The sequence below is a fragment of the Rhodoblastus sp. genome (assembly GCF_041915505.1).
In the GTDB taxonomy this organism is placed as follows: Bacteria; Pseudomonadota; Alphaproteobacteria; order Rhizobiales; family Beijerinckiaceae; genus Rhodoblastus.
Genome location: NZ_JAYSBG010000015.1, coordinates 1 through 24,524, shown reverse-complemented (window position 1 = coordinate 24,524; position 24,524 = coordinate 1). Strand labels below are relative to the sequence as shown.

Sequence of the window (24,524 nt, the reverse complement as noted above, 5' to 3'; positions counted from 1 at the left end):
TTCTGGGCGCCATCGTGATGTATATCGTCAGCATGCTGGCGCTGTTCACGCTGCGCAAGCGCGAGCCGAACATGGAGCGGCCCTACAAGACGCCGTTCTATCCGATCTTCCCGGCCATCGCGCTCGGCTGCGCGCTGATCTCGCTCGTCGCCATGGTTTATTACAATCTTCTGGTGACCGGCGTCTTCCTCGTCATGGTCGCGATCGCCTATATCTACTTCCTGACGACGCGCCGTCGTCGCGAAGAGGCGCCGCTCGACACGATGATCGAGTCGCCGGAAGAACTGGCCGTGGACGTGAAAGCCGGCGCGGCTCTGTCAGCAACGAAGTAAGCGTCGAACGGGAGCAGGATCGAGCATGGAATTCACCCATTCCGTTCGAGGGAAAAGCTATCGCTTCGGCGATCTCAGGTCCCTCCTCGCCAAGGCTTCCCCGGCGCGTTCCGGCGATTATCTCGCCGGAATCGCCGCCGCGGACGACACCGAGCGCGCCGCGGCCCAGATGGCGCTGGCCGATCTGCCCCTGAAGGTGTTCCTTCAGGAGCAGGTCGTCCCCTACGAAGACGATGAGGTCACGCGCCTCATCGTCGACGATCATGACGCGAAAGCCTTCGCGACGGTGAGTCATCTCACCGTCGGCGATTTCCGCAACTGGCTGCTGTCCGACGAGGCCGACGAGGCCGCGCTGACGGCCTTGGCGCCAGGGCTGACGCCCGAAATGGCGGCGGCGGTCTCGAAAATCATGCGCGTGCAGGATCTCGTCCTGGTCAGCCGCAAATGCCGGGTGGTGACGAAATTCCGCAACACGATCGGGCTGGCGGGGCGCATGTCGACCCGGCTCCAGCCCAATCATCCGACCGACGATCCGGTCGGGATCGCGGCGAGCATGATCGACGGGCTGATGTTCGGCAATGGCGATGCGGTCATCGGCATTAATCCGGCCTCGGACAGCATTCCGGCGGTGATCGCTCTGGTGAACATGCTCGACGAAGCGATCTCGCGTTACGAGATCCCGACCCAGTCCTGCGTGCTGACCCATGTCACCACCAGCGTCGAGGCGATCAATCGCGGCGCGCCGGTCGATCTGGTGTTCCAGTCCGTCGCCGGGACCGAGGCCGCCAACAAAAGCTTCGGCGTCAGCCTCGACATTCTCCGCGAGGGCTATGAGGCCGGCCTGTCGCTCCAGCGCGGAACGCTCGGCGACAATGTCATGTATTTCGAGACCGGGCAGGGTTCGGCTTTGTCGGCCTATGCCCATCACGGCGTCGACCAGCAGACCTGCGAGGCGCGCGCCTATGCGGTCGCGCGCAAGTTCAAGCCGCTGCTGGTCAATACGGTCGTCGGCTTCATCGGCCCGGAATATCTCTATAACGGCAAGCAGATCATCCGCGCCGGGCTGGAGGATCATTTCTGCGGCAAACTGCTCGGCGTGCCGATGGGCTGCGACGTCTGCTACACCAATCACGCCGAGGCCGATCAGGACGACATGGACGTGTTGCTGACCATGCTCGCCGCCGCAGGCTTGAATTTCGTCATGGGCATTCCGGGCTCAGACGACATCATGCTGAACTACCAGACCACCTCGTTCCACGACGCGCTTTACGCGCGCAAAATTCTCGGCCTGCGGCCGGCGCCGGAATTCGAGGATTGGCTGCTGCGCGCCGGCATTTTCCAGCCGGGATCGCAATTGCGACTCGGCGACGCCTTGCCGAAGCCGATCCAGCACGCTTTGGCGCAATTGGCCTGAGAGAGACGATCATGAAGGATTCCCCTGTCATCCCGAGCGCCTGGCGGCAATTGCGCCAGCATACGCAGGCGCGCATCGGGCTCGGCCGCGCCGGCACCAGCCTGCCGACCTCGGCCCATCTGGATTTCCAGTTCGACCACGCCCGCGCCCGCGACGCTGTCCATCGCGCCCTCCGCGCCGACGTCCTGGCCGAGGGGATCAAATCCCTCGGCCTCGATCCGATCGCGGTCCACAGCGCGGCTCCCGACCGCGCCGCCTATCTCCAGCGCCCCGACCTCGGCCGCCGTCTCGACGGCGCCTCGCGTCAGGCGCTGGAGCCTTTCGCCTCGCCGGGCGAGGGGCGGCCGGACGTCGCGCTCGTGATCGTCGACGGCCTCTCGGCCTTCGCCGTCGAGCAGAATGCGGTTCCCTTTCTCGACGTGCTGCTGCCGCGCCTCGACAGCGCCGGCCTGACATTGGCGCGCACGACCATCGCCATGCAGGGCCGCGTGGCGCTCGGCGACGAAATCGGCGAGTTGCTCGGGGCGTCGCTCGTGGTCGTGCTGATCGGCGAGCGACCCGGCCTCAGTTCGCCCGACAGCCTGGGGGTCTATATGACCTTTGAGCCGCGTATTGGCCGCACCGACGCCGACCGGAACTGCATATCGAACATTCGGCCGCAAGGCCTCAGCTATGACGTGGCGGCCAGCAAATTGTTTTATTTGATCCAGGAGTCGCGACGGCGGCGCATCAGCGGCGTTTCGCTCAAGGACGAAACCGGCAATGACGGCGCCGTCATCACAGCCGACGCCTCTCCGGAGAGGCTCGATCACAAGTGAAACGCGCGGGAGTGTGGCGCATTGTCGCAGAGCTGAAATCAGCTAGTATATGATGATGTCTTCGATCTTGGGTTCTCCCTGCGCCGGAACCGCCGAGCCAAGACTCGGCCGTTTGTTCACGGGCGTTAGCGACGATGTCGAGCAACAGGCGACGCTCTTGCGCGGCTGGAATCAGACTTATTCCCAAATGTCGGCGGGCAAGTTCGCCGGGACTGTGACCGAGATCGGTTTGGGTGAAAGTCGCATTTTCAGTGAGTATACGGGTCAAACCTTGCTGCAGAGCGGCGAACTCCCGTCCAGTCTGATTGCAATCGGGCTCCCGCTCCGGATGCAAGGGCCGGCCGTATTCTGTGGAATGCCAGACCATCCCGACGCGCTACACGTTTTTTCCGGTCGAAACGGTTTCGAATTCTTCTCTCCAACGGAAATGGTGATGGCGGGGCTGGTGGTTTCGCGCGACGCGCTTTCGGAGCTGCTGCCGGGAGAGAATGACGATCACCGGATGGAAAAGTTCGAGTCTGCTCATCTTTCGCGGGTGGAGCCGGCCGCCGCGCATACGATGCGCGAATATATCAAGGGCGTCATCGATATCTTGGAAGCGTCGCCGCATTTGCTCCTCAATGGACCGATTATGGCGACACTTTACAATGGCCTTGTTTCGAACGTCGCCGCGCTGATCGAGGCGAGCATAGACGCCGAAATGGCGGTCCATTCGATGGAGCCAAATCGCCGTTGGTCGATCGTCTCCAAAGCCCGCGAAGCCATCACCAGCCGCCCGGAGCAGCCGACCAGCATGGCGGAGTTATGTCAGATTCTCGGGGTCAGCCGCAGAACGCTGCAATATTGCTTCCAGGATGTGTTGAACGTAAATCCCGCGACATTTCTGCGCGCAGTGCGGCTTAACGGGGTCCGTCGGACGCTGCGGACGGCGTCGTCCGTCACTGAAGCCGCCACTTTTTGGGGCTTCTGGCGCTTTGGCCATTTCGCGCAGGATTATGCCGCGTTGTTCGGCGAACTGCCATCGCAAACCCACCGCCGATACCACTCTCGACCCAGAAACGCATGAGATAGATCCGGCATTCGCCGGTCGTCGGCGGCAGCCGTCTGCTGACGTTTCATCCAGCGGTGTTTAGAGCGTCGGGCGCCGGCGCTTTGCCTGGAAGTAATGGAAATCGCGTTTGGTTATGATCCGGTCGTTCTCGATGAGCGCGTGCGCGTCGATATCCGGCGCGGCGCGGAGACGGTCGTAAAGGGTTCCGAAATCCTGGTAGCAATCGTGGAGCAGCTTTTCAAAACTGTCGATCACGAAATAGGTCTGCTGGAAATCGTCGATCCTATATTTCGTCCGCATCACCCGTTCGAGGTCGAAGCCGATCCGGTTCGGCGAAGAATCCTCAAGCGAAAAAATCGTCTCGGCGGGCGAGGACAGGATGCCCGCGCCGAAAATGCGCAGTCCTTACCCGTTCGAGGTCGAAGCCGATCCGGTTCGGCGAAGAATCCTCAAGCGAAAAAATCGTCTCGGCGGGCGAGGACAGGATGCCCGCGCCGAAAATGCGCAGTCCTTCGGGCGCGGCGATCAGGCCGAATTCGACCGTGTACCAATAGAGCCGGGCAAGGTTGTGCAATTGCCCGCGCTCCAGCGCCCGGCGCCCGCCTTTGCCATAGGCTTCGAGAAATCGCGCGTAGACGGGGTTGGCGAGCAGGGGTGCGTGACCGAACACGTCGTGGAATACATCCGGCTCCTCCAGATAATCCAGCTCGGCTTCAGGCCTGATGAAGGCGCCGGCCGGGAAGCGACGATTGGCGAGATGGTCGAAAAAAGCATCATCTGGAATCAGTCCGGCGACGGGCACGACCCGCCAGCCGGTCAAGGCCGACAGTCTATCGGACAAATCCGCGAAATCGGGAATGCCGGCGGCGGACAGACCAAGCATGGCCTTGGCTTCGAGAAAAGCCTCGCAGGCGCGACCGGGCAACAGCTTCGCTTGGCGCTCGAACAGCCGTCGCCAGCGGTCATGCTCCTGCGCCGAATAGGACGGCCAGTTCTGATCGATGGTCCAGTCCGCATTGCGTCGCGCGCTGGCGTAGCGATTGCGTGGGTTCCCGGGCTCCGCCGCGCGGCTTGCCCTCCGCATCTGGCCCTCCCTCGGACGTCGTCCCAATTTGCTTTATGATCGACGCCTGCTTTCATATGGCGGCGGGCTTCTCTCGCGAAAAGAGCCCGGGCTCCCAACGGACGGCGGATCATGGCGGATTTTCTGAGAGTCGAGCGGAATGGGTCGATCGTCACCCTGACCATGGACGAACCGGAGACGCGCAACGCCCTCACGGGAAATCAAGCGGTGGACGAATTCGTCGCGGCGGCGGCGCGCATCGCGGCGGATGAGAGCGTCCGGGCCGTCGTCATCACCGGCGCCGGGCCCGTCTTCAGCTCGGGCGGCAATGTCAAGGACATGCGCCGCTATGCGGAAGAGGCGATTCCGCCAGAACAGATCCGCGAGGAATATAGGCGCGGCATCCAGCGCCTGCCGCTGGCGATCTACCATCTCGACGTTCCGACAATCGCCGCGGTCAACGGCCCGGCGATCGGCGCCGGCTGCGATCTGGCCTGCATGTGCGACATCCGCCTCGCCTCGACCGCGGCGACATTCGCCGAGAGTTTCGTCAAAATCGGCATCATCCCCGGCGATGGCGGCGCCTGGCTGCTGCCGCGCGTGGTTGGCGCCTCCAAGGCGGCGGAAATGGCCTTCACCGGGGAGGCCATCGACGCCGAACAGGCGCTCGGCTGCGGCCTCGTCAGCGCGGTCACGCCGCCTGAGCAGCTTTTGCCGGCGGCTCACGCTTTGGCGCAAAAAATCGCCGCCAATCCCGGTCCCGCTCTGCGCATGACGAAAAAGCTGTTGCGCGAGGGCCAGCGCCTGTCGCTGGAAAGCCTGCTCGAGCTTTCCGCCTCGTTTCAGGCCCTGGCGCACAAGACGCCCGAGCACGAGGAGGCGGTGCGGGCGTTTATCGAAAAGCGCAAGCCTCGATTTGAGTGAGGCGCTCCCCATTTGGCCAAATGGGGAGGCTCGGAAGCCGCGTTTGACGCCGCCTCCGTCCCGCGTCAATATTTCACAAAAGCGACGGGGCTTGCGCCCCGCAAAAAAGCGGCCGGGGGAGACGATTGATCGTTCCGTGCCTCGATTTCGATCTCGGCGAGGACATCGCCTTGCTGCGCGACAGCGTGCGCGCTTTCGCCGCGACTGAGATCGCGCCTCGCGCCGCCGCAATCGACCGCGACAATCTCTTTCCCGCCGATCTCTGGAAAAAATTCGGCGCGCTCGGCCTGCTGGGCCTCACCGTCGGCCCGGAGGAGGGCGGCGCCGGCATGGGCTATCTCGCCCATATTGTCGCCATGGAGGAGATTTCGCGCGCCTCCGCCGCCGTCGCCTTGTCTTATGGCGCCCATTCGAACCTCTGCGTCAACCAGATCCGCCGCAACGGCTCGTCCCAACAAAAGGCGAAATATCTGCCCGGACTGATCTCGGGCGAAAAGGTCGGGGCGCTGGCCATGTCGGAGCCCGAGGCTGGTTCGGATGTCATGTCGATGCGCCTGCGCGCGGAGAAGAAGGGCGCGAGCTACGTTCTCAACGGCTCCAAGATGTGGATCACCAATGGCGGCGACGCCGACATTCTGGTGGTCTATGCCAAGACCGATCCATCGGCCGGAGCCAAAGGGGTCACCGCCTTCCTGGTCGAAAAGACGTTTGCGGGTTTTTCGCACGGGCCTCATCTCGACAAGCTCGGCATGCGCGGCTCCAATACCTTTCCGCTTTTTTTCGACAATTGCGAAATCCCCGAAGACAATGTGCTGGGCGGCGTCGGCCATGGCGCGAAAGTTCTGATGTCCGGCCTCGATTACGAGCGCGCGGTTTTATGCGGCGGTCCGCTTGGCATCATGGCCGCCTGCATGGATCTCGTCCTGCCTTACCTCCACCAGCGCCGGCAGTTCGGGAAGAAAATCGGCGATTTCCAGCTGATGCAGGGCAAGCTCGCCGACATGTACACGACCTGGGCCGCGACCCGCGCCTATGTCTATGCCGTCGGCGCGGCGTGCGACCGCGCGAGCCATTCGCGTTCCCTGCGCAAGGATGCGGCGGGCGCCATTCTCTATGCCGCCGAAAAGGCGACCTGGATGGCCGGCGAATGTATCCAGTGCCTTGGCGGAATCGGCTACACCAATGAGATCGCCGCCGGACGGCTGTGGCGCGACGCCAAGCTCTATGAGATCGGCGCCGGCACGTCGGAAATCCGCCGCATGCTGATCGGGCGCGAACTCATGTCCGAAACCGCCTGAGGCCGCCAATGGTCGTGCTGAAAACGTCGATCGATCTCAGGTCCGAGGATTTTCTCGGCAGAAGCGCCGCCATGCGCAAGCTGACGGCCGAATTGCGCGAGATCGCGGCAAAAGCGCGCCAGGGCGGCGGCGGCGCGGCGCAAGACCGCCATCGCGCGCGCGGAAAAATGCTGGCGCGCGATCGCATCTCCGCTTTGCTCGATCCCGGCTCGCCCTTTCTCGAAATCGGCCAGTTCGCCGCCCTCGGCCTTTATGGCGACGCCGCGCCATCCGCCGGATTGGTCGCCGGAATCGGTCGCGTCGAGGGCGTTGAGTGCATGGTGGTCGCCAATGACGCGACCGTGAAGGGCGGGACCTATTATCCGTTGACGGTCAAGAAGCACCTGCGCGCGCAAGAGATCGCCGAGCAGAATTTTCTGCCTTGCATCTATCTTGTCGATTCCGGCGGCGCCTTCCTGCCGATGCAGGACGAGGTTTTTCCGGACCGCGATCATTTTGGCCGCATCTTCTATAATCAGGCCAATATGTCGGCGAAAGGCATTCCCCAGATCGCGGTGGTGATGGGCTCATGCACGGCTGGCGGCGCCTATGTCCCCGCCATGTCGGATCAGACCATTATCGTGCGCAATCAGGGCACGATTTTCCTCGGCGGCCCGCCGCTGGTCAAGGCGGCGACCGGCGAGGCCGTCACGGCCGAGGAATTGGGCGGCGCCGAGGTCCATGCCAAATTGTCCGGGGTCGCGGATTATCTTGCCGAAAATGACGCCCATGCGCTCGCTTTGGCGCGGGGAATCGTCGCCCATCTCAATCGCCGCAAGACTATCGGCCTCCTGCTTGGCGCCGGCGAGGCGCCGCTCTACGACCCGGAGGAAATCTACGGGATCGTCGAGACCGATCCGCGCAAGACTTACGATGTGCGCGAGGTCATTGCCCGCATTGTCGACGGCTCTCGCTTCGACGAATTCAAGGCGCTTTTTGGCGCCACTCTGGTGACCGGCTTCGCCGAGCTTTACGGCTACCCGGTCGGGCTCATCGCCAATAACGGCATCCTGTTCGCGGAATCGGCGCAAAAAGGCGCGCATTTCATCGAGCTTTGCGCGCAGCGCAACATTCCGCTGATTTTCCTGCAGAACATCTCCGGCTTCATGGTCGGCCGCAAGGTCGAGAATTCCGGCATCGTCCGCGACGGCGCCAAATTGGTCACCGCCGTCGCGACGGTTCAGGTTCCCAAGCTTACCATGCTGATCGGCGGCTCCTTCGGCGCCGGAAATTACGCTATGTGCGGCCGCGCTTTTGCGCCGCGCTTCCTCTGGACCTGGCCAAACAGCCGCATATCGGTGATGGGCGGCGAACAGGCGGCGAGCGTGCTCGCCAGAGTGCGCCGCGACGCGCTGGAAGCCAAGGGCGAAAGCTGGAGCGCGGAGGACGAAGAGTGTTTTCGAGCGCCGATCCGCCAGCAATATGAGACGCAGGGCAGCGCTTTTTACGCCTCCGCCCGATTGTGGGACGACGGTGTGATCGATCCGGCCGAAAGCCGTCGCGTGCTGGGCCTCTCGCTATCTGCGGCGCTCAACGCTCCGGCGGCGCCGACGAAATTCGGCTTGTTCCGCATGTGAGGAGGCCAGGATGGCTTTTGCGAATGTGGAGATCGAGCGCGCCGGCGGGATCGTCACTTTGTGGATGAACCGGCCAGAGCGGCGCAACGCCTTCAACGCCGAATTGATCGCCGAATTGACCGAGGCTTTGGGCGAAGCGGAGTCGGACGATCAATCCCGCGTCGTGGTTTTGGCCGGGCGCGGCGCCAGTTTCTGCGCCGGCGCCGATCTCGGCTGGATGAAGGCTTACGCGGAAGCCGAACCTGAAAAAAATCTGGACGACGCGCGGCGCCTCGCCGCCTTGTTGCGCAAACTCGCCGATCTTCGCAAGCCGACCATCGCGCGCGTTCATGGCGCCGCGATCGGCGGCGGCATGGGCCTCGCCGCCGCCTGCGACATTTGCGTCGCCTCGACCGACGCCTTTTTTGCGACGTCCGAGGTCCGGATCGGCCTGATCCCTGCGGTCATCGGCCCCTATGTGCTGCGCGCCATCGGCGCGCGGCAGGCGTCCCGCTATCTGCTGACCGGCGAGCGCATCGACGCGGCGGCGGCGCGAGAACTCGGACTGGTCCATGAATTGGCGGCGGCTGAGGCGATCGACGCGAAGGTCGGGGAGATCGCGGCGGCCTTGTCGCAAGGCGGCCCGGAGGCGCTGGCTTCCGCCAAGCTTCTGTTGCGTGAAATCGCCCATCGTCCGCTGGACGATGCCTTGAGCGAAGACATGGCGCGTCGCATCGCCACAATCCGCGCCGGCGCGGAAGCAGGCGAGGGGATCTCCGCTTTTCTCGAAAAGAGGACTCCGGGGTGGCGCGCGTGAACCCGAAATTGTTCGACAAGATCCTGATCGCCAATCGCGGCGAAATCGCCTGCCGGATCATCCGCACCGCTCGGCGTCTCGGCATCGGGACGGTTGCTGTTTTTTCGGACGCCGATGCCCGGGCGCGACATGTGCGGCTGGCGGATGAGGCGATCCGCATCGGCCCCGCCGAGGCGCGGGAGAGCTATCTCGCTGTCGACAAGATCGTCGCCGCCGCAAAAGCCGCGGGCGCCGAGGCCGTCCACCCCGGCTATGGCTTTCTTTCAGAAAATCCCGCCTTGCGCGAGGCCTGCGACGCCGCCGGTCTGGTCTTTATCGGTCCCCCGCTCGAAGCCTTGCGCGCTTTCGGCTCGAAGTCCCGCGCCAAGGCGCTCATGCAGGCGGCGGGCGTTCCGTTGGCGCCGAGCTATCATGGCGACGACCAGGACCCCGTCCGCTTGAAACGCGAAGCCGATTACATCGGCTATCCCGTGCTGATCAAGGCGGCTTTGGGCGGCGGCGGCAAGGGCATGAGGCTCGTCGCGGCGCCGGCGGATTTCGATGCGGCGCTCGCCTCCTGCCGTCGCGAGGCGATAGCGAGTTTCGGCGACGCAAGCGTTCTGATCGAGAAATATATCGAGCGCGCGCGCCATATCGAGATCCAGATCTTCGGCGATGATTACGGCGACTATGTCTCGCTGTTCGAGCGCGACTGCTCGGTCCAGCGCCGTCATCAGAAAGTGGTGGAGGAGGCGCCCGCGCCGGGCCTTTCCGAGGCGCGACGGCGCGAGATGAGCGTGGCGGCGGTCGCGGCGGCGAAGGCCGTCGGCTATGTCGGCGCGGGCACGGTCGAATTCATCGTCGCCCCGGACGGCCGTTTCTTTTTTATGGAAGTGAACGCGCGCCTGCAGGTCGAACATCCGGTCACCGAATTCGTCACCGGCCTCGATCTGGTCGAATGGCAATTGCGCATTGCCGCCGGCGCGCCTCTGCCGCTGCGCCAGCAGGACATTGTTGTGCGCGGATGCGCGATCGAGGCCCGAATCTATGCCGAGGATCCGGCGCGCGATTTCCTCCCCGCGACGGGAAAGCTCGTCGGCCTGCTGTGGCCGCAGGAAGGCCCCCACCTCCGCATCGACGCCGGGGTGGAGCAGGGCGACGAGATCAGTTCCCATTACGATCCGATGATCGCCAAGCTGATCGTCCATGACGACAGCCGCGAGCGCGCGCTGGCGCGGATGCGCCGGGCGCTCGCCGAAGTTCGGATCGTCGGAATCGCCAACAATGTCGCCTTCCTGTCGCGTCTGGTCGCGAGCCCCTCATTCGCCGCGGCCGATCTTGGCGCCAGCCTCATCGGGCGCGAAAGCGCCCGGCTTTTCGCGCCCGACGCGGCGCCGCCGGCGGAGGCTGTCTTCGTCGCGGCTTTGGCCGCGCTGCTGTCGGAAAGAGCGACGCCCCCCAGCGTAAGCGACCCCACATCGCCATGGAACGCGCGCGACAACTGGCGGCTCAATGGCGAGGAGCCGCGCTTGCTGACTTTCCTGTGCGCGAGCCAGCCCTATGTCGTGCGGGCGCTGGCGCGCGGCGAAAATTTCGCTTTGTCCTGCGGCGACACGGCCGTCGCCGCTTGTGCCGAGCAGGACGGCGACGGCAGGATGGCAGTCGACATCGACGGCCGGCGCTTTGCGGCGACCGCAATCGCGGTGGGCGCCGACTGGACCATTTTCGTGGGCGGCCAAAGATCGACTTTTCATTTTGTCGATCCGCTCGGCCATACGGCTGCGAAACACGATTCTCGCGGCGAGTTGAGCGCGCCCATGTCCGGCCGCGTGGTCGCCCTTTTCGTCGCGCCCGAGACGATCGTCGCCACAGGCGCGCCGCTGATGGCGATGGAAGCGATGAAAATGGAGCATGTCATCAAGGCGCCCGCGGCGGGGCGCGTGGTCGCTTTCCTCTATGCGATCGGCGATCAGGTGAGCGAAGGCGCGGAACTGCTGAGGTTTGAATCGCAAGACGACGGGGAGGCCGAGGCGTGATGCTGCCCAAGGCCGTGAAGATTGTCGAAGTGGGTCCGCGCGACGGCTTGCAGAACGAAAGCGCTTTCGTCGCAACTCCGATCAAGATCGAACTGATCGAAAGGCTGGCCGCCGCCGGCTGCCGCCATATCGAGGCGACCTCTTTTGTCTCGCCGCAGAAAATTCCCCAGCTCGCCGACGCAGCGGAAGTGATGCGAGCGATCCGGCGGGCGCCGGATGTGACCTATTCGGCGCTCACGCCCAATCTCAAGGGTTTTGAAGCCGCCATGGACGCCGGCGCGAATGAAATCGCGGTCTTCGCCACCGCTTCGGAAACGTTCAGCCGCGAGAACATCAATTGCTCCATAGAGGAATCCCTGACGCGGTTCGAACCGGTCCTGGACGCGGCGAAACGGGCAGGGGTCAGGACCCGCGCCTATGTCTCCTGCGCGCTAGGGTGTCCCTATGAGGGCGAAATCGCGCCCGCCGCCGTGGCTCGCGTCGCCGAACGCCTGTTCAATGTGGGCTGCTATGAAATCAGCCTTGGCGACACGATCGGGGTAGGGACGCCGCTTGCGGCCAAACGCATGATCGAAGCCGTCGCGGAAAAAATTCCGCTCGAAAATCTCGCCGGCCATTTCCACGATACCTACGGCATGGCGGCCGCTAATGTCTGGGCGGCCTTGGAAATGGGGATGGCGGCTTTTGATTCCTCGGTTGGCGGACTCGGCGGCTGCCCCTATGCGCTGGGCGCGGCCGGCAATCTCGCCACCGAGGATCTGGCCTGGCTGATGCAAGGCTCAGGCGTCGAGACCGGGCTCGATCTGCCGAAACTGGTCGATTGCGCGAACTGGATCAGCGGCGTGCTGGGACGCGAGCCGGCGTCCCGCGTCGCGCGGGCTTTGAGGAAGGTCTAAAATAGCGCGCCTTCGTGGCGCAGCAGCCAGAGCTTGCGATCAAGCCCGCCGCCGTAACCGACCAGCGCGCCATTGGCGCCAATCACCCGGTGGCAGGGAATGACGATGGCGACGGGATTGCGATTATTGGCCATGCCCACCGCCCGCGCTGCCTGCTTCCGCCCGACCTGCGAGGCGATTTCGCTATAGCTCGCGGTCGCGCCGGCCGGTATCTCGCGCAGCGTCGTCCAGACCCGGCGCTGGAACTCGGTTCCCTCCGGCTGCGCCGCCAATTCCGCGAGGACGGCGAGGTCGCCGTCGAAATAGGCCCTGAGCGCGCGATGCGCCTCGGAGACGCCGGGATGCGGCGCGAACTTCGCTCGGCTCGCAACTTGCCGCCGGTCGTCCTCGCCCCAGTCGAGCCGGCGCAGAACGCCATCCGCATCGGTCACGAGGCGCAGCACGCCGACCGGCGTCGAGGCATATTCAAGGAAAAGACGATGTTCCGACATAAGGCGACAATAGCCGATCCGTCCCGAGAAATCCGGCGGTTTTCGGACATCGAAGGCGCGACGGACGAGTCCGAAAACCGCGAGATTTTTTGCTGCAACAGGCGCAGAATGGGCATCATGGATATCGATCATGACGCCTGCTATCGCGCTATCTGCGCGCGCGACCCGCGTTTTGACGGCCGCTTCTTCACCGGCGTCAAAACCACCGGGATCTATTGTCGCCCGATCTGCCCGGCGCGGACGCCGAGGCGCGAAAATGTCGAGTTCTTCGCCAGCGCCGCCGGGGCGCAGGAGGCGGGCTACCGGCCCTGCCTGCGCTGTCGTCCGGAGACCGCGCCGGACCTCGGCGCCTGGCGTGGGACCTCCAACAGCGTTTCACGAGCGCTGGCCTTGATCGAGCTGGGCGCGCTCGACGAAGCGCCGGTCGAGCGGCTGGCCGAGCGCCTCGGAATCGGCGCCCGCCATCTGCGCCGCCTGTTCGCGGCGACGCTCGGGGCCTCGCCGATCGCCGTCGCCCAGACCCGGCGCGTCCTGCTGGCGAAGCAATTGATCCATGAAACGACGCTGCCGATGACCGAGGTCGCGCTGGCGTCGGGCTTCGGCAGCCTGCGCCGCTTCAACGAGACCTTTCAGGCCCTCTACCGCCGCCCGCCATTGGCGCTGCGCCGCGCGGGCGCCGCCGATGCGGGCGGCGCAAAAGCGGCGGGCGAGACGACAATATTGCTGCGCTACAAGCCGCCCTATGACTGGCCGGCGATGCTGTCCTTTCTCGGCGCGCGCCTGATCGCGGGGGTCGAGACCATCGAGGGGAGCGTCTATCGGCGCACGATTTCGTTGCAGGGCGAACACGGAATCGTTTCCGTCGAGCCGACGGAGGGCGCCGCGCTCCGGGTGAGCCTGCGTTTTCCGAAGCTCTCGGCTCTGCCCAATGTCATCGCGCGGCTGCGCCGGGTTTTCGACCTCGCCGCCGATCCCGAGGCGGTTGCGCTCGATCTGGCGAAGGATTCCACGCTGGCGCCGCTGGTGGCCCTTCGACCCGGTCTGCGCCTGCCGGGCGCCTGGGACGGGTTCGAAATGGCGGCGCGAGCGATTCTCGGGCAGCAAGTGACGGTCGCTGGGGCCGCTCGGCTGGCGGCGCGGCTGACGGAGCGCTTCGGCGAAAAGCTGTGTTGCTTCGATCCCGCGCTGACCCATGTCTTCCCGGAGCCGGCGGCGCTGGTCGAGGCCGATCTGTCCGGCGTTGGGCTGACCCGCGCGCGGGCGGAAAGCCTGAAAAAAATGGCGGCGGCGGCCGCCGGCTCACCCGACCTTTTCTCGGCCGCGCGCTCGCCTGAGGACGCGCAGGCGCTGCTGCGCGCGCTGCCGGGCGTCGGCGACTGGACGGCGCAATATATCGCCATGCGGCTGTTGCGCGAACCGGACGCTTTCCCGGCGGCAGACCTTGGCCTGCGGCGCGCTCTGGCCGGCGACGACGGCGCGCGCCCAAGCCCGGGCAAATTGCTGACGCGCGCGGAAAACTGGCGCCCGTGGCGCGCCTATGCCGCGCAATATCTCTGGACCTGCGGCGCCGCCGCGCCTTGATGCGGCTTACGGCCCGTAGGCTCTAATCGCCGTAGAAAGACCTGAAACCGCCGAAGATCATGCGCTTGCCGTCGAAGCACATGTCCATGCCTGTCATGCGTGGGTCCTTCATCGCCTTGGCGTTGACCTCGTCGCGTTTCTCGCGCGATTCGTAAGTGGTCAAGCCGACAAAAACCTTTTCATCCGGCTTGAGATCGACGCTTAGCGGAAAGGAGGTCAGCTTTCCGGGAGGGACGTCGTCCGCCTCTAGCTCGACGCAGGACAAGGCGCCGTTCTCGCACCAGACCCGGGTGAACATTTCGGCCTGCTGGCGGTAAAGCTCGAGATTCTTCATCGGCACGGGCACGACGAAAATGTCGGTATAATGGTGGGGCATGACCATTCTCCCTTTCGATGCCGCGACAACCGGCGAAACGCCATTCGGTTGCAAAGCGTCGAAGGGAATTGCCGCAACCCTATAGCGTTTTCGAGCGAAGCGGATACCGGTTCGCGTTAAGAAAACGCGTCAAAACAAACATCTAGATCGTTTCGTTGTTTCCATGAAACAACGAAACGATCTAGGGGCGACGACCTGCCGCAGGCCTTATTCCGCCGCGGCGATGGATGGCTGTTCTGTCGTCGCCGCCTCGTCGAACAATTTTCTGAGAGCGGCCTGCCGTTTTCGCGCCTGCGCGACATAGCGCGCCTTGACGGGACCATAGCCGCGCATGCGTTGCGGCAAGGCCGCCAGCTCCACAGCCACATCGAGATTGGCCGCCGAGAGCCGCGCCGCGACGTCGCTCATCATCTGCTCATAGTCGCGCAGCAATCCGCGCTCCAGCTTGCGGTCGGGCGAGAAGCGGAACGGGTCGAGCCAGCTTCCGCGCAGGAAGCGCAGCGCGGCGAGCAGGCGCAAGGCCGGAAGCGCCCAGGCGCCGAACCGCCGCTTGCGGGGGCCGTGCGCGCTCTCGCTGGCCGAAGCGAGAATTGGCGGCGCGAAATAGAAGGACAGAGTGAAGTCGCCCTCGAACGTCGCGCGCAGCTTTTGCAGGAACTCAGGCCGCGCATAAAGCCGCGCGACCTCATATTCGTCTTTTGCCGCCATCAGCTTGTAGAGGCCAAGCGCGAAGGCGCGGGTGAGCTTTTCGCTCGCCGGATCGAGCCGCCGCTCCACCGCCGCAACGTCCGCCACGCGCGCCAGGAAACGCGCCGATAACGCCGCATTCTGGTAATCGCTCAGCTCCGCCGCCAGGGCCTTGATCATGGCGTCCAGAGGCCGCCCGGCGAGCGGTTCTTCCGCTTTGCTTTCGTCATCCAGCCCGGCGGCTTTGGCGGTTGCTGCGAAATCATGCGCCGCCCGCCGTCCCCAGTTGAAGGCCAGCCGATTTTGCGAAACGGCGACGCCATGGTCTTCGATGGCCTGAAGGATCGACGCGGTCGAGAGCGGCAGCAGGCCCTTCTGAACGGCGAAGCCGAGCAGGAAAGGATTGGTGGCGATGGAATCGCCGATCAGCGCTGTCGCGAGCCGGGCCGCCGGAAGGAATTCGGCGCGCCCCGGCCCGCAGGCCTCAGCGATCACGCTTTCCATCTCCTCATGCGGATAGACCGGATCCGGAAAAGCGTCGAGATCGCCGGTCCGCGCCTCGGCGGCGAAGGTCCGGACGATTTCGCTGGTAATGGAGAAATCATTATTGACCACGGCGCGGGTAAAATCCGGCCGCAATTTGAAGATCGTGTCGGGCGAGGCCGAAACCACCAGATCGCAGCCGATCAGCACCGCCGTTTCGCCCGACGCAATGCGCGTGGCGTGCAATTCCGTCGTCGCCGGCGCGATCCGGATATGGGTCGTCACCGGCCCGCCCTTCTGCGCCAGACCGGCCATATCGAGCGCGGTGACATTCTTGCCCTCGCGCGCGGCGGCCGCGCCGATCAGCGCGCCGAGCGTCACCACGCCCGTGCCGCCGACGCCCGCGATGAGAATGCTGCATGGCTCGGCGAGCGGCGCCGGTTCGGGCTCGGGCAGGCTGGCAATCCAGTCCGGGTCGCCGCCTCCCTTCGCGCGGTGAAGCCCGCCGCCGTGGACGGTGACAAAGCTCGGACAGAAGCCCTCGATGCAGGAATAATCCTTGTTGCAGGCGGATTGGTCGATCCGCCGCTTGCGGCCAAAGGGGGTCTCGACCGGGACAACCGCCATGCAGTTGGACTGCGCCGAGCAGTCGCCGCAATTCTCGCAGACGCGCTCGTTGATGAAGGCGCGGATGGCGGGATCGGGATATTCGTTACGTTTACGGCGGCGACGCTTTTCGGCGGCGCAGGTCTGGTCATAGATGATCGCGGTGACGTCGGAGATTTTTCTCAAATCTTTTTCGACCTTCAGCAGGTCGCGACGGTCGCGCGTCTCCACCTCGCGCGGCAATAGCCCGGCGCCGATATATTTCTGTGGCTGGTCGGTGACGACGACGACGCGGGCGACTCGCTCGGCGAGCAATTGCCGCGCGATCATCGGCACGGTGAGCGCGCCTTCGACCTTTTGGCCGCCGGTCATGGCGACGGCGTCGTTGTACAGAATTTTATAGGTGATCGGCGTTCGCGCCGCGACTGCGGCGCGGATCGCCAGCAGGCCGGAATGCTGATAGGTGCCGTCGCCGAGATTGGCGAAGACATGCGGCGTGCTGGTAAAGGGCGCCTGACCGATCCAGGGTGCGCCTTCGCCGCCCATTTGCGAAAAAGTCTGTGTGGTGTCGGCGCTGATCCAGGTCGCCATGTAATGACAGCCGATCCCGGCCATCGCCCGGCTTCCCTCCGGCAGGACGGTGGTCGAGGTGTTGTGCGGGCAGCCGGAACAATAATGAGGCTGGCGCAAAGGCAGGGATTTGAGCGCCTGGGGCCGGGCCTCATTGGCGGCCAGCAGCGCCAGCCGGGTCTCGAGCGCCTCGTCGCGGTGGAAACGCGCGATGCGGTCGACAATGACGCGAGCGATGATGGTCGGCGTCAATTCGCCGGCCGCCGGCAATTGCCAGTCGCGCAGAGGCGCCTCCCATTCGCCCTCGTCGGCATATTTGCCGATCACCCGCGGGCGCACGTCGTCGCGCCAATTGTAGAGATGCTCCTTCAATTGATATTCGATCAGCTGGCGTTTTTCCTCGACGACCAGGATTTCTTCGAGCCCTTGCGCAAATTGCCGCATGCCTTCGGCGTCGAGAGGCCAGTTCATTCCGACCTTGTAGAGCCGCAGCCCGATTTCGGCGGCGCGGGCCTCATCGATATGAAGGTCATCAAGCGCCTGGCGGACGTCGAGATAGGATTTTCCGGTAGAGACAATGCCCAGACGCGCGACCGGGCTGTCGAGCACGATGCGATCCAGCCGATTGGCTCTCGCGTAAGCCATGGCGGCATAGACCTTGACGTGTTGTAGCCGCAACTCCTGCGCCTGCGGCGTGTCCGGCCAGCGAATATGCACGCCGTCCGCCGGCAGAGCGAAGTCTGCGGGAATGATGCTTTGCACGCGGAAGGGATCGACCGAAACGCTGGCGTAGCTTTCAACCGTGTCGCCGGTCGCCTTGAGCGCGACCCAGCAGCCCGAATAGCGCGACATCGCCCAGCCATGCAGGCCGAAATCGAGGATCTCCTGCACGCTCGACGGGTTGAGCACCGGGATCATCGCCGCCGCGAACATATGTTCGCTCTGGTGCGGCAGGGTGGAGGAGCGCGCCGCATGGTCGTCGCCGGCAACCGCCAGAACCCCGCCGAAACGCGAGGTTCCGGCAGCGTTGGCGTGTTTCAGCGCGTCCATCGAGCGGTCGACGCCTGGGCCCTTGCCGTACCATAGAGCGAACACGCCGTCGTAGAGCGCGCCTTCGAACAGATTGACCTGCTGCGAGCCCCAGACCGCGGTTGCGGCCAGCTCCTCGTTCAGCCCCGGCTCGAAATGGACATGATGCGCCTTCAGCTCGGCGGCGCGGCGCCACAGAGTCTGATCGAGCGCGCCGAGCGGCGAGCCGCGATAGCCGGAGATGAAGCCCGCCGTATTGAGGCCGGCGGCAAGGTCGCGCTCGCGCTGGAGAATGGGCAGTAGCGCGAGGGCCTCGGTTCCATAAAGGAAACGGACATCGGCCTGCACTTCAGCGCCGCGCTCCGGCGTCGAATTCGCCCGCGATGACAAGGGAAGGTTCATCGCGCCTCCCGGTCGGCGGTCCATCCGCCTGTTGAAACAACCGACAAGCCGGCGGCGGGTTTCATTTCGTCGCCCAGGCGCTCGGCGGCCCGCGTCAATCCTCCTGCGTCAGCAGGCCGGCGTCGCCGCCGAACGAGGCCGTGTTGACGGCCACGCTGGTTTCGCGAAGGAAACGACGAAGATAGTCGGGCCCGCCGGCCTTGGGCCCCGTTCCGCTAAGCCCGTGTCCGCCGAAAGGCTGTGCGCCGACAGTGGCGCCGATCATGTTGCGGTTGACATAGAGATTGCCGGCCGGCGCCCGCGCCGCCGGTTCGGCGATCCGGCTTTCGATCCGCGTGTGAAGACCCATTGTGAGGCCATAGCCCGAGGCCGCGATTTCGTCGATCAATGCTGAGAAATCTCCCGCGCGCCAGGTCGTCACATGCAGGACGGGGCCGAAAATCTCCGCCGTCAGGTCGCGCGGCCGGCCGATCCGGGCAATATGCGGCGCGACATAATGGCCCGCCGGCGACGCGCCTGCGAACAAGGTTTTTCCCGTCGCCGCGCATTCCGCGAGATAGGCGTCGAGGCGCCGTTTCGCATCGGCGTCGATCACCGGCCCGACATGGGTTTCGAGCCGGCGGGGATCGCCGACGCGAAGCTCGCGCGCGGCGCCGATCAGCATGGCCAGGGCCGGCTCCGCTATGTCTTCCTGCAGACACAGCAGGCGCAAGGCGGAGCAGCGCTGGCCGGCGGAGCGAAAGGCCGAGGTCATGGCGTCATCGACCACCTGTTCGATCAGCGCCGTCGAATCGACGATCATGGCGTTGACGCCGCCGGTTTCCGCAATGAAGGGGATCAGGCCGCCCTTCCTGTCGGCAAGACTCCTGTGAATCGCCTGCGCGGTCTCGAAAGAGCCGGTAAAAACAACGCCGGACGTCCGCTCGTCGGCCATCAGTCGCGCGCCGAGCGCGCCATCGCCAGGCAGGAATTGCAGGACGCCGTTGGGACATCCCGCAGCCCGCAACAGGTCAATCGCCTGGCGGGCGATCAGCGGCGTCTGTTCAGCAGGCTTGGCGATCGCGCAATTGCCGGCGACAAGCGCCGCCGCGACCTGGCCGATGAAGATGGCCAGCGGAAAATTCCAGGGCGAGATGCACACGAACGTTCCGCGTCCGCCGCGCGTGTAACGATTGGCTTCGCCGGCGACTGCGGGCATCGCCCGTTCGGCGCAGTCCAGCCGCGCCCGGCCTGCGTAATAGCGGCAGAGATCGGCGGCCTCGCGGACCTCGGCGAGCGCGTCGTCGAGCGTCTTGCCCGCCTCGTTTTGCAGCAGAGCCATCAACGCCCCGCGCCGCTCTTCGATTCGATCCGCCGCTCGCTCCAGCATAAGCGCGCGCGTTTCGACCGGCGTGCGTCGCCAGGCCGGAAAGACCTTTTGCGCCGCGGCGAAGGCGAGATCGGCCGCCGCCCGATCCGCCTCGACGACGGAGCCGATGGCGGCGCCGTCGATCGGCGAATAGGTTTCGCGCGCGGCCGCTGTGCAAGCGACCGAGGGAGTGGCCGCGATCCGCGCGTCGCGATGCGGCGCGATCTCGGCGAGCAGGCCGGCGAGCTCGTCGCGGCAGCCGAATTCGACGCCGCGCGAGTTTCGCCGCAAAGGCAGGAAGACATCATCGGGCCTGCGCAGATGTTTGTGGCGGGCGCGACCGTCGGAGAGCAGATCGAAGGGATCGGCGAGCAAAGCGTTTTCGGGCGCGGCGCGGTCGGCTGCGCGGGCGACGAAGGAGGAATTAGCGCCGTTTTCGATCAGGCGCCGCGCCAGATAGGCGAGCAGATCGCGATGGGGCCCGACCGGCGCATAGATCCGGCAACGGCGCCCGAAGCGTGTGCGCAAAACGTCATGCAGGGCCTCGCCCATCCCGTGCAGGCGCTGGAACTCGTAATTCGCGTCGCCCGGCGCGCGCAGGAGAATGGCGGCGGCGGTCAGCGCATTATGGGTGGCGAATTGCGGATAAAGCGTCGGGGCCATCAACAAGCGCTGGGCGCAGGCGAGAAAATTGAGATCGGTCATCGCCTTGCGGCTGAATACCGGAAAATCCGCGAGGCCGCGTTCCTGCGCGCGCTTGATCTCGCTGTCCCAATAGGCGCCCTTCACCAGCCGGACCATCAAACGGCGGCGGAATTGTTGCGCCAATTCATCGACATGGTCGATCACCGCCAAGGCGCGTTTCTGATAGGCCTGCACCGCAAGGCCAAAGCCGTCCCAGCCGCGCAAGGACGGGTCGGGCAGGACGCGGGCGATGACATCGAGCGACAGCTCCAGCCGGTCGGCCTCCTCGGCGTCCACGGTCAGGCCGAGATTGCGATCGCGGGCGAGTCGCGCCAGCTCCAGCAGGCGGGGCGGAAGCGCCTTCAGCACGCGCTCGGCGGACAAAGCCTCATACCGTGGATCCAGCGCGGAGAGTTTGACGGACACACCCGGTCGCTCGGCGGGCGAGGCGCCCCGCGCCGTTGCGCCGACTGCCAGAATGGCGTGCGCATAAGCGTCGAAATAGCGCTGCGCATCCGCTTCCGTGCGCGCGCCCTCGCCCAGCATGTCGAAGGAATGAAGAAAGAGGCCGCCGGCCGGCTCCTTGGCGCGCGCCAGGGCGTCCTCGATGGTCTCGCCATAAACGAAATGCCCGCCCAGCAGCCGGATCGCATGGCGGGCCGCCGCCCGCAGGGCCGGGGCGCCCAGCCGTCGCGCCAGATCGGCCGCGAGATTCTGCGGTGCAAAGTCCGACCCGATCAGGCGCGCGGAAATCCCAAGCGCAAAGGCGCAGGCCTGGATCAAGGGCTGGTCGGAGCTGGCGCGGTGGCGGCCGAAATCGCCGGCGGCGAGCTTGTCGGCGAGCAGAAGATCGGCGGTCGGATTGTCGGGCGCCCGCGCCAGCGATTCCGCCAGGGCCATGATCGCCAGCCCCTCGCGCGACGAAAGCTTGAATTCCTGCAGGAAGTCCTCGACCCCGACGACTCCGCTGCTTTTCCCGCGAATGACGCGCAAAAGCTCGTGCGCCAGATTTCTTTCCTCCGCGCGCGCCTGATCCGAGGGAGCGGAGGCGCGAAATTGCGCAAGGGCCGCCTCGTCGGACGACGCATAGGGTTCGCGAAATGGCTTGATCGAGATGGGCGTTTCGAGCGTCATGGGCGGGACCGATGCCGGATGAGCGGGCTTGTCTGGCTAAGGCTCAACGCCCCGGACGGCCTTGGCGTTGCATTCTCGACCGGCCTCCGGCGTCGCGGCGCGATGGACGCGGCCCTTGCCGCTCACAAATTCGACCGAGGCGGGGCTGTGGATCGAACCAATTGGCTCCTGCTGCGTCATTGAAGGCAAGAGAGCCAGCTCCGGTCACGTTTGCTCCGGGGGCTGACGAAGGGAGGCAGGGCATGCCTCGACGCGACATTATGCTCTGCTGCGCCGTGCGCACGCCGATCGGGGCTTTCAACGGTTCGCTCAAATCCGTTCCGGCGGCGGCGCTCGGCGCGACGGCGGTTCGGGCCGTGTTGACACGCTCCGGCCTCGATCCGGCGAAGATCGGCGGCGTCGTCATGGGCAATGTGATTCAGGCGGGAAACGGACAGAACCCGGCGCGGCAGGCGGCCCTGGGCGGCGGCGCGCCGATCTCGACTCCCGCTATGACGGTCAACCGAGTCTGCGGCTCCGGCGCGCAAGCCGTGATCACGGCGGCGCAGCAGATCGTCAGCGGCGAGATCGACTGCGCGATCGCCGGAGGCTTCGAGAACATGGACCGCGCGCCCTATCTGCTTGAAGGCGGACGCTGGGGTTATCGCCTCGGTCCCGCGCAAATTCACGATTCCATGCTGCGCGACGGGCTGGACGACGCCTTTTCCGGCCGTCATTCCGGCTGGCACGCCGAGGACCTGGTGGCCCAATGCCAGTTGACGCGAGAGGCGCAGGACCGTTTCGCTGAACGTTCGCAGCGCCTCTTCTGCGCGGCGCGCGCGGCCGGCAAGTTCGATGAGGAGATCGTTCCCGTCGAGACGCCGGCCCGCAACGGCCCGATTCCGTTCGCGCGCGACGAGGCGCCGAGGGCCGATACAACTTTTGAGGCGCTGTCGAAGCTGCGGCCCGCCTTTCGCGAGGATGGTACGGTCACCGCTGGCAATGCGCCCGGGCTCAACAGCGGCGCGGCGGCGATGATCGTGGCGGAAGCCGCCTTCGCCGAACGCAATAACCTGCGTCCCATGGCGCGGCTTGCCGGCTATGGATTGGCGGCGGTAGAGCCCGGAATGTTCGGCCTCGCGCCCGTTCCCGCAATCCAGACGGCGGTCGAACGCGCCGGGTGGACGCTCGACGCGGTTGAACGGTTCGAAATCAATGAAGCCTTCGCCGCCGTCCCGCTCGCCGTGATGCAGGAGCTGAGTCTGCCTGAATCCATCGTCAATGTCGAAGGCGGCGCGATCGCGCATGGCCATCCGATCGGCGCGACTGGCGCCATATTGACGACCCGGCTGATCCATTCAATGCGCCGCGACCAAAAACGGTGCGGAATCGTAGCCTTGTGCATTGGTGGCGGCATGGGCGTCGCTCTGGCGCTGGAAGTCGTTTGAGCGGAAGGAAAGGCAGCCTCACGAACTTCCTTCGCAGCGCGAGAAAGAGAGGCCGTCGGCAAAACCAAACGATGGCGGAAAAAGCGGAAATAAGCTTTAAGAGGATCAAATCGACGCTAATCCGGCGATCAGCAACGAGACAAGTCGAGGCAAGCGAAATTTAAATGCCTGTAAAACCAGAGAGTTGGCGCTTCAGTATTGCCCCGATGATGGAATGGACCGACCGGCATTATCGCGTGCTGGCGCGGCTGCATTCGCGCAAGGCGCTGCTCTATACGGAAATGGTCACCTCGGCCGCCATCATCCACGGCGATCGCGAGCGGTTGCTCGGCTTCGACGCGAGCGAACACCCGGTCGCCGTCCAGCTTGGCGGCTCGAACCCGGACGAACTCGCCCGCGCGGCGAAAATCTGCGCCGAATTCGGCTATGACGAGGTCAATCTGAACGTCGGCTGCCCCTCGGACCGGGTGCAGAACGGAGCTTTCGGCGCCTGCCTGATGCGCGAGCCCGATCTGGTCGCGCGTTGCGTCGCCGCGATGAAACAGGCCGTGACGCTTCCGGTCACCGTCAAATGCCGCATCGGCGTCGACGATCAGGAGCCGCGCGAGGCCCTGTTCGCCATGGCGCGGGCGGTGGTCGACGCGGGGGCGGACGCCTTGATCGTCCATGCCCGCAAGGCTTGGCTCAAGGGCCTGTCACCGAAGGAAAACCGCGACATTCCGCCGCTCGATTATGCGCTGGTGCACGAGTTGAAGCGGGCTTTTCCCGGAACGCCCATCGCGATCAATGGCGGGATCGAGACCATCGACGCCATGCAAGACCAGCTTGAACATGTGGACGGCGTGATGATCGGCCGCGCGGCCTATCACAATCTGTCGCTGCTTCAGGAGGTCGATCCGCAGCTGTTCGGCGTTCCGGCGCCCCATGACAGCAGCCGCGCCGCCGTCTCGGCTTTTCTGCCCTATATCGAGCGGAACCTGTCGCAAGGCGTGCGGTTGGCCGATATCACGCGTCACATGCTCGGCCTGTTCGCCGGCCGCCCTGGCGCGCGGGCCTATCGCCGTCATTTGGCGACCTTCGCCGTCAAGCGCGGCGCCGACGTCCGTGTGGTCGAGGACGCCTTGGCCCTCGTCGATCACGCTTTCGTCCCGCGCGTCGAGGATTGCCTCAGCGCCTAAACCGCCGCCGCGAAGGCGAGCAGGACGACGATTTCCACGACCTGTTGCGTCGCGCCGGCGACATCGCCGGTCTGGCCGCCGATCTGCGCGCGGGCGAGGGCGCAAAGCCCGAGCGTGGCGACCCCCGCGAGCACGAGCGCCGAGAAACAGGGCGCGAGGCCGAAGCCGCCCAGCGCCGGCACAAAGGCCAGCGGCGCGGCAAGAGCAACGGCGACGCGAAGAACCGCCCCGGCGTCGCCGCTCGCGGCCCGACCTGCGCCGTCGGCGCGCGCCGGCGGCAACAGCGCCAGCGGCGCGAGACAGGC

Annotated in this window: 19 protein-coding genes and 1 pseudogene; 13 read left to right on the top strand and 7 right to left on the bottom strand. The window is 65.3% G+C overall.

Annotated elements, in window-relative coordinates; translation table 11 throughout:
• The 4 genes and pseudogenes from ACE3S9_RS02270 to ACE3S9_RS02255 all read left to right on the top strand — a co-directional run.
• Positions 1 to 332, top strand: a pseudogene (locus ACE3S9_RS02270) (hypothetical protein); the annotation flags it as partial.
• A gap of 25 nt (positions 333 to 357) precedes the next feature.
• The gene (locus tag ACE3S9_RS02265; RefSeq protein ID WP_374544805.1) at positions 358 to 1,746 is read left to right on the top strand and encodes an ethanolamine ammonia-lyase subunit EutB; all 1,389 of its coding nucleotides are present in this window, start codon (positions 358 to 360) and stop codon (positions 1,744 to 1,746) included.
• 11 nt (positions 1,747 to 1,757) lie between these two features.
• On the top strand, positions 1,758 to 2,564 hold the full coding sequence (eutC, locus tag ACE3S9_RS02260) for an ethanolamine ammonia-lyase subunit EutC (protein ID WP_374544804.1): 807 nt from the start codon (positions 1,758 to 1,760) through the stop codon (positions 2,562 to 2,564).
• Between the two features lie 55 nt (positions 2,565 to 2,619).
• The gene (locus ACE3S9_RS02255) at positions 2,620 to 3,630 is read left to right on the top strand and encodes a helix-turn-helix domain-containing protein (RefSeq protein ID WP_374544803.1); all 1,011 of its coding nucleotides are present in this window, start codon (positions 2,620 to 2,622) and stop codon (positions 3,628 to 3,630) included.
• Between the two features lie 63 nt (positions 3,631 to 3,693).
• Here ACE3S9_RS02255 and ACE3S9_RS02250 read toward each other — a convergent pair whose 3' ends face one another.
• Positions 3,694 to 3,972: a hypothetical protein gene (locus ACE3S9_RS02250; protein ID WP_374544807.1), complete on the bottom strand. Its 279-nt coding sequence runs from the start codon at positions 3,970 to 3,972 to the stop codon at positions 3,694 to 3,696.
• A complete protein-coding gene (gene phhA, locus ACE3S9_RS02245) occupies positions 3,959 to 4,699 on the bottom strand; it encodes a phenylalanine 4-monooxygenase (RefSeq protein ID WP_374544802.1) in 741 nt (246 codons plus the stop codon). The genes ACE3S9_RS02250 and phhA overlap by 14 nt, the downstream gene beginning before the upstream one ends.
• 111 nt (positions 4,700 to 4,810) lie before the next feature.
• Between phhA and ACE3S9_RS02240 the strand changes: the two genes are divergently transcribed.
• The 6 genes from ACE3S9_RS02240 (at position 4,811) to ACE3S9_RS02215 (ending at position 12,223) form a co-directional block, all read left to right on the top strand.
• Positions 4,811 to 5,602, top strand: coding sequence for a crotonase/enoyl-CoA hydratase family protein (locus tag ACE3S9_RS02240; RefSeq protein ID WP_374544801.1), 792 nt, complete (start codon positions 4,811 to 4,813; stop codon positions 5,600 to 5,602).
• Between the two features lie 125 nt (positions 5,603 to 5,727).
• Positions 5,728 to 6,900 (top strand): isovaleryl-CoA dehydrogenase, encoded by a 1,173-nt coding sequence (locus ACE3S9_RS02235; protein WP_374544800.1) that lies wholly within the window; start codon positions 5,728 to 5,730, stop codon positions 6,898 to 6,900.
• Between the two features lie 8 nt (positions 6,901 to 6,908).
• Positions 6,909 to 8,516: a carboxyl transferase domain-containing protein gene (locus ACE3S9_RS02230; protein ID WP_374544799.1), complete on the top strand. Its 1,608-nt coding sequence runs from the start codon at positions 6,909 to 6,911 to the stop codon at positions 8,514 to 8,516.
• A 10-nt stretch (positions 8,517 to 8,526) separates the two neighbouring features.
• Positions 8,527 to 9,312, top strand: a complete 786-nt coding sequence (locus tag ACE3S9_RS02225; protein ID WP_374544798.1) for an enoyl-CoA hydratase/isomerase family protein — start codon at positions 8,527 to 8,529, stop codon at positions 9,310 to 9,312.
• A gap of 8 nt (positions 9,313 to 9,320) precedes the next feature.
• Entirely contained in the window at positions 9,321 to 11,327 is a 2,007-nt protein-coding gene (locus ACE3S9_RS02220; RefSeq protein ID WP_374544806.1) for a biotin carboxylase N-terminal domain-containing protein, read from the top strand.
• The gene (locus ACE3S9_RS02215; RefSeq protein ID WP_374544797.1) at positions 11,324 to 12,223 is read left to right on the top strand and encodes a hydroxymethylglutaryl-CoA lyase; all 900 of its coding nucleotides are present in this window, start codon (positions 11,324 to 11,326) and stop codon (positions 12,221 to 12,223) included. Before ACE3S9_RS02220 ends, ACE3S9_RS02215 begins: the two co-directional genes overlap by 4 nt.
• Here the strand turns inward: ACE3S9_RS02215 and ACE3S9_RS02210 are convergent.
• A complete protein-coding gene (locus ACE3S9_RS02210) occupies positions 12,220 to 12,714 on the bottom strand; it encodes a methylated-DNA--[protein]-cysteine S-methyltransferase (protein WP_374544796.1) in 495 nt (164 codons plus the stop codon). The genes ACE3S9_RS02215 and ACE3S9_RS02210 overlap by 4 nt on opposite strands.
• Positions 12,715 to 12,831: 117 nt before the next feature.
• Between ACE3S9_RS02210 and ACE3S9_RS02205 the strand changes: the two genes are divergently transcribed.
• Complete coding sequence (locus ACE3S9_RS02205; protein ID WP_374544795.1) at positions 12,832 to 14,295, top strand: DNA-3-methyladenine glycosylase 2 family protein; 1,464 nt, start codon at positions 12,832 to 12,834, stop codon at positions 14,293 to 14,295.
• Positions 14,296 to 14,317: 22 nt separating this feature from the next.
• Here the strand turns inward: ACE3S9_RS02205 and ACE3S9_RS02200 are convergent, their stop codons facing one another.
• The 3 genes from ACE3S9_RS02200 to putA form a co-directional block, all read right to left on the bottom strand.
• Complete coding sequence (locus ACE3S9_RS02200; RefSeq protein WP_374544794.1) at positions 14,318 to 14,671, bottom strand: DUF1428 domain-containing protein; 354 nt, start codon at positions 14,669 to 14,671, stop codon at positions 14,318 to 14,320.
• Between the two features lie 207 nt (positions 14,672 to 14,878).
• Positions 14,879 to 18,448 (bottom strand): indolepyruvate ferredoxin oxidoreductase family protein, encoded by a 3,570-nt coding sequence (locus ACE3S9_RS02195; protein ID WP_374544793.1) that lies wholly within the window; start codon positions 18,446 to 18,448, stop codon positions 14,879 to 14,881.
• A 94-nt stretch (positions 18,449 to 18,542) separates the two neighbouring features.
• Positions 18,543 to 21,614, bottom strand: a complete 3,072-nt coding sequence (gene putA, locus ACE3S9_RS02190) for a bifunctional proline dehydrogenase/L-glutamate gamma-semialdehyde dehydrogenase PutA (RefSeq protein ID WP_374544792.1) — start codon at positions 21,612 to 21,614, stop codon at positions 18,543 to 18,545.
• Between the two features lie 242 nt (positions 21,615 to 21,856).
• Here putA and ACE3S9_RS02185 point away from each other — a divergent pair, with 242 nt between their 5' ends.
• Complete coding sequence (locus ACE3S9_RS02185) at positions 21,857 to 23,041, top strand: acetyl-CoA C-acyltransferase (protein ID WP_374544791.1); 1,185 nt, start codon at positions 21,857 to 21,859, stop codon at positions 23,039 to 23,041.
• A 164-nt stretch (positions 23,042 to 23,205) separates the two neighbouring features.
• Entirely contained in the window at positions 23,206 to 24,219 is a 1,014-nt protein-coding gene (dusA, locus tag ACE3S9_RS02180) for a tRNA dihydrouridine(20/20a) synthase DusA (RefSeq protein ID WP_374544790.1), read from the top strand.
• On the opposite strand, the gene ACE3S9_RS02175 is transcribed toward dusA, so the two are convergent.
• The coding region (locus tag ACE3S9_RS02175; protein ID WP_374544789.1) for an adenosylcobinamide-GDP ribazoletransferase at positions 24,216 to 24,524 on the bottom strand (309 nt) is incomplete at its 5' end. The two genes, dusA and ACE3S9_RS02175, sit on opposite strands and share 4 nt — an antisense overlap.

Coding starts and splice junctions, on each gene's coding strand:
- ACE3S9_RS02200 (WP_374544794.1), bottom strand. CDS start 14,671: ATGCCCCACCATTATACCGACATTTTCGTCGTGCCCGTGCCGATGAAG.
- ACE3S9_RS02210 (WP_374544796.1), bottom strand. CDS start 12,714: ATGTCGGAACATCGTCTTTTCCTTGAATATGCCTCGACGCCGGTCGGC.
- dusA (WP_374544790.1), top strand. CDS start 23,206: ATGCCTGTAAAACCAGAGAGTTGGCGCTTCAGTATTGCCCCGATGATG.
- ACE3S9_RS02185 (WP_374544791.1), top strand. CDS start 21,857: ATGCCTCGACGCGACATTATGCTCTGCTGCGCCGTGCGCACGCCGATC.
- ACE3S9_RS02240 (WP_374544801.1), top strand. CDS start 4,811: ATGGCGGATTTTCTGAGAGTCGAGCGGAATGGGTCGATCGTCACCCTG.
- ACE3S9_RS02205 (WP_374544795.1), top strand. CDS start 12,832: ATGGATATCGATCATGACGCCTGCTATCGCGCTATCTGCGCGCGCGAC.
- ACE3S9_RS02225 (WP_374544798.1), top strand. CDS start 8,527: ATGGCTTTTGCGAATGTGGAGATCGAGCGCGCCGGCGGGATCGTCACT.
- eutC (WP_374544804.1), top strand. CDS start 1,758: ATGAAGGATTCCCCTGTCATCCCGAGCGCCTGGCGGCAATTGCGCCAG.
- ACE3S9_RS02265 (WP_374544805.1), top strand. CDS start 358: ATGGAATTCACCCATTCCGTTCGAGGGAAAAGCTATCGCTTCGGCGAT.
- ACE3S9_RS02195 (WP_374544793.1), bottom strand. CDS start 18,448: ATGAACCTTCCCTTGTCATCGCGGGCGAATTCGACGCCGGAGCGCGGC.
- phhA (WP_374544802.1), bottom strand. CDS start 4,699: ATGCGGAGGGCAAGCCGCGCGGCGGAGCCCGGGAACCCACGCAATCGC.
- putA (WP_374544792.1), bottom strand. CDS start 21,614: ATGACGCTCGAAACGCCCATCTCGATCAAGCCATTTCGCGAACCCTAT.
- ACE3S9_RS02230 (WP_374544799.1), top strand. CDS start 6,909: ATGGTCGTGCTGAAAACGTCGATCGATCTCAGGTCCGAGGATTTTCTC.
- ACE3S9_RS02255 (WP_374544803.1), top strand. CDS start 2,620: ATGTCTTCGATCTTGGGTTCTCCCTGCGCCGGAACCGCCGAGCCAAGA.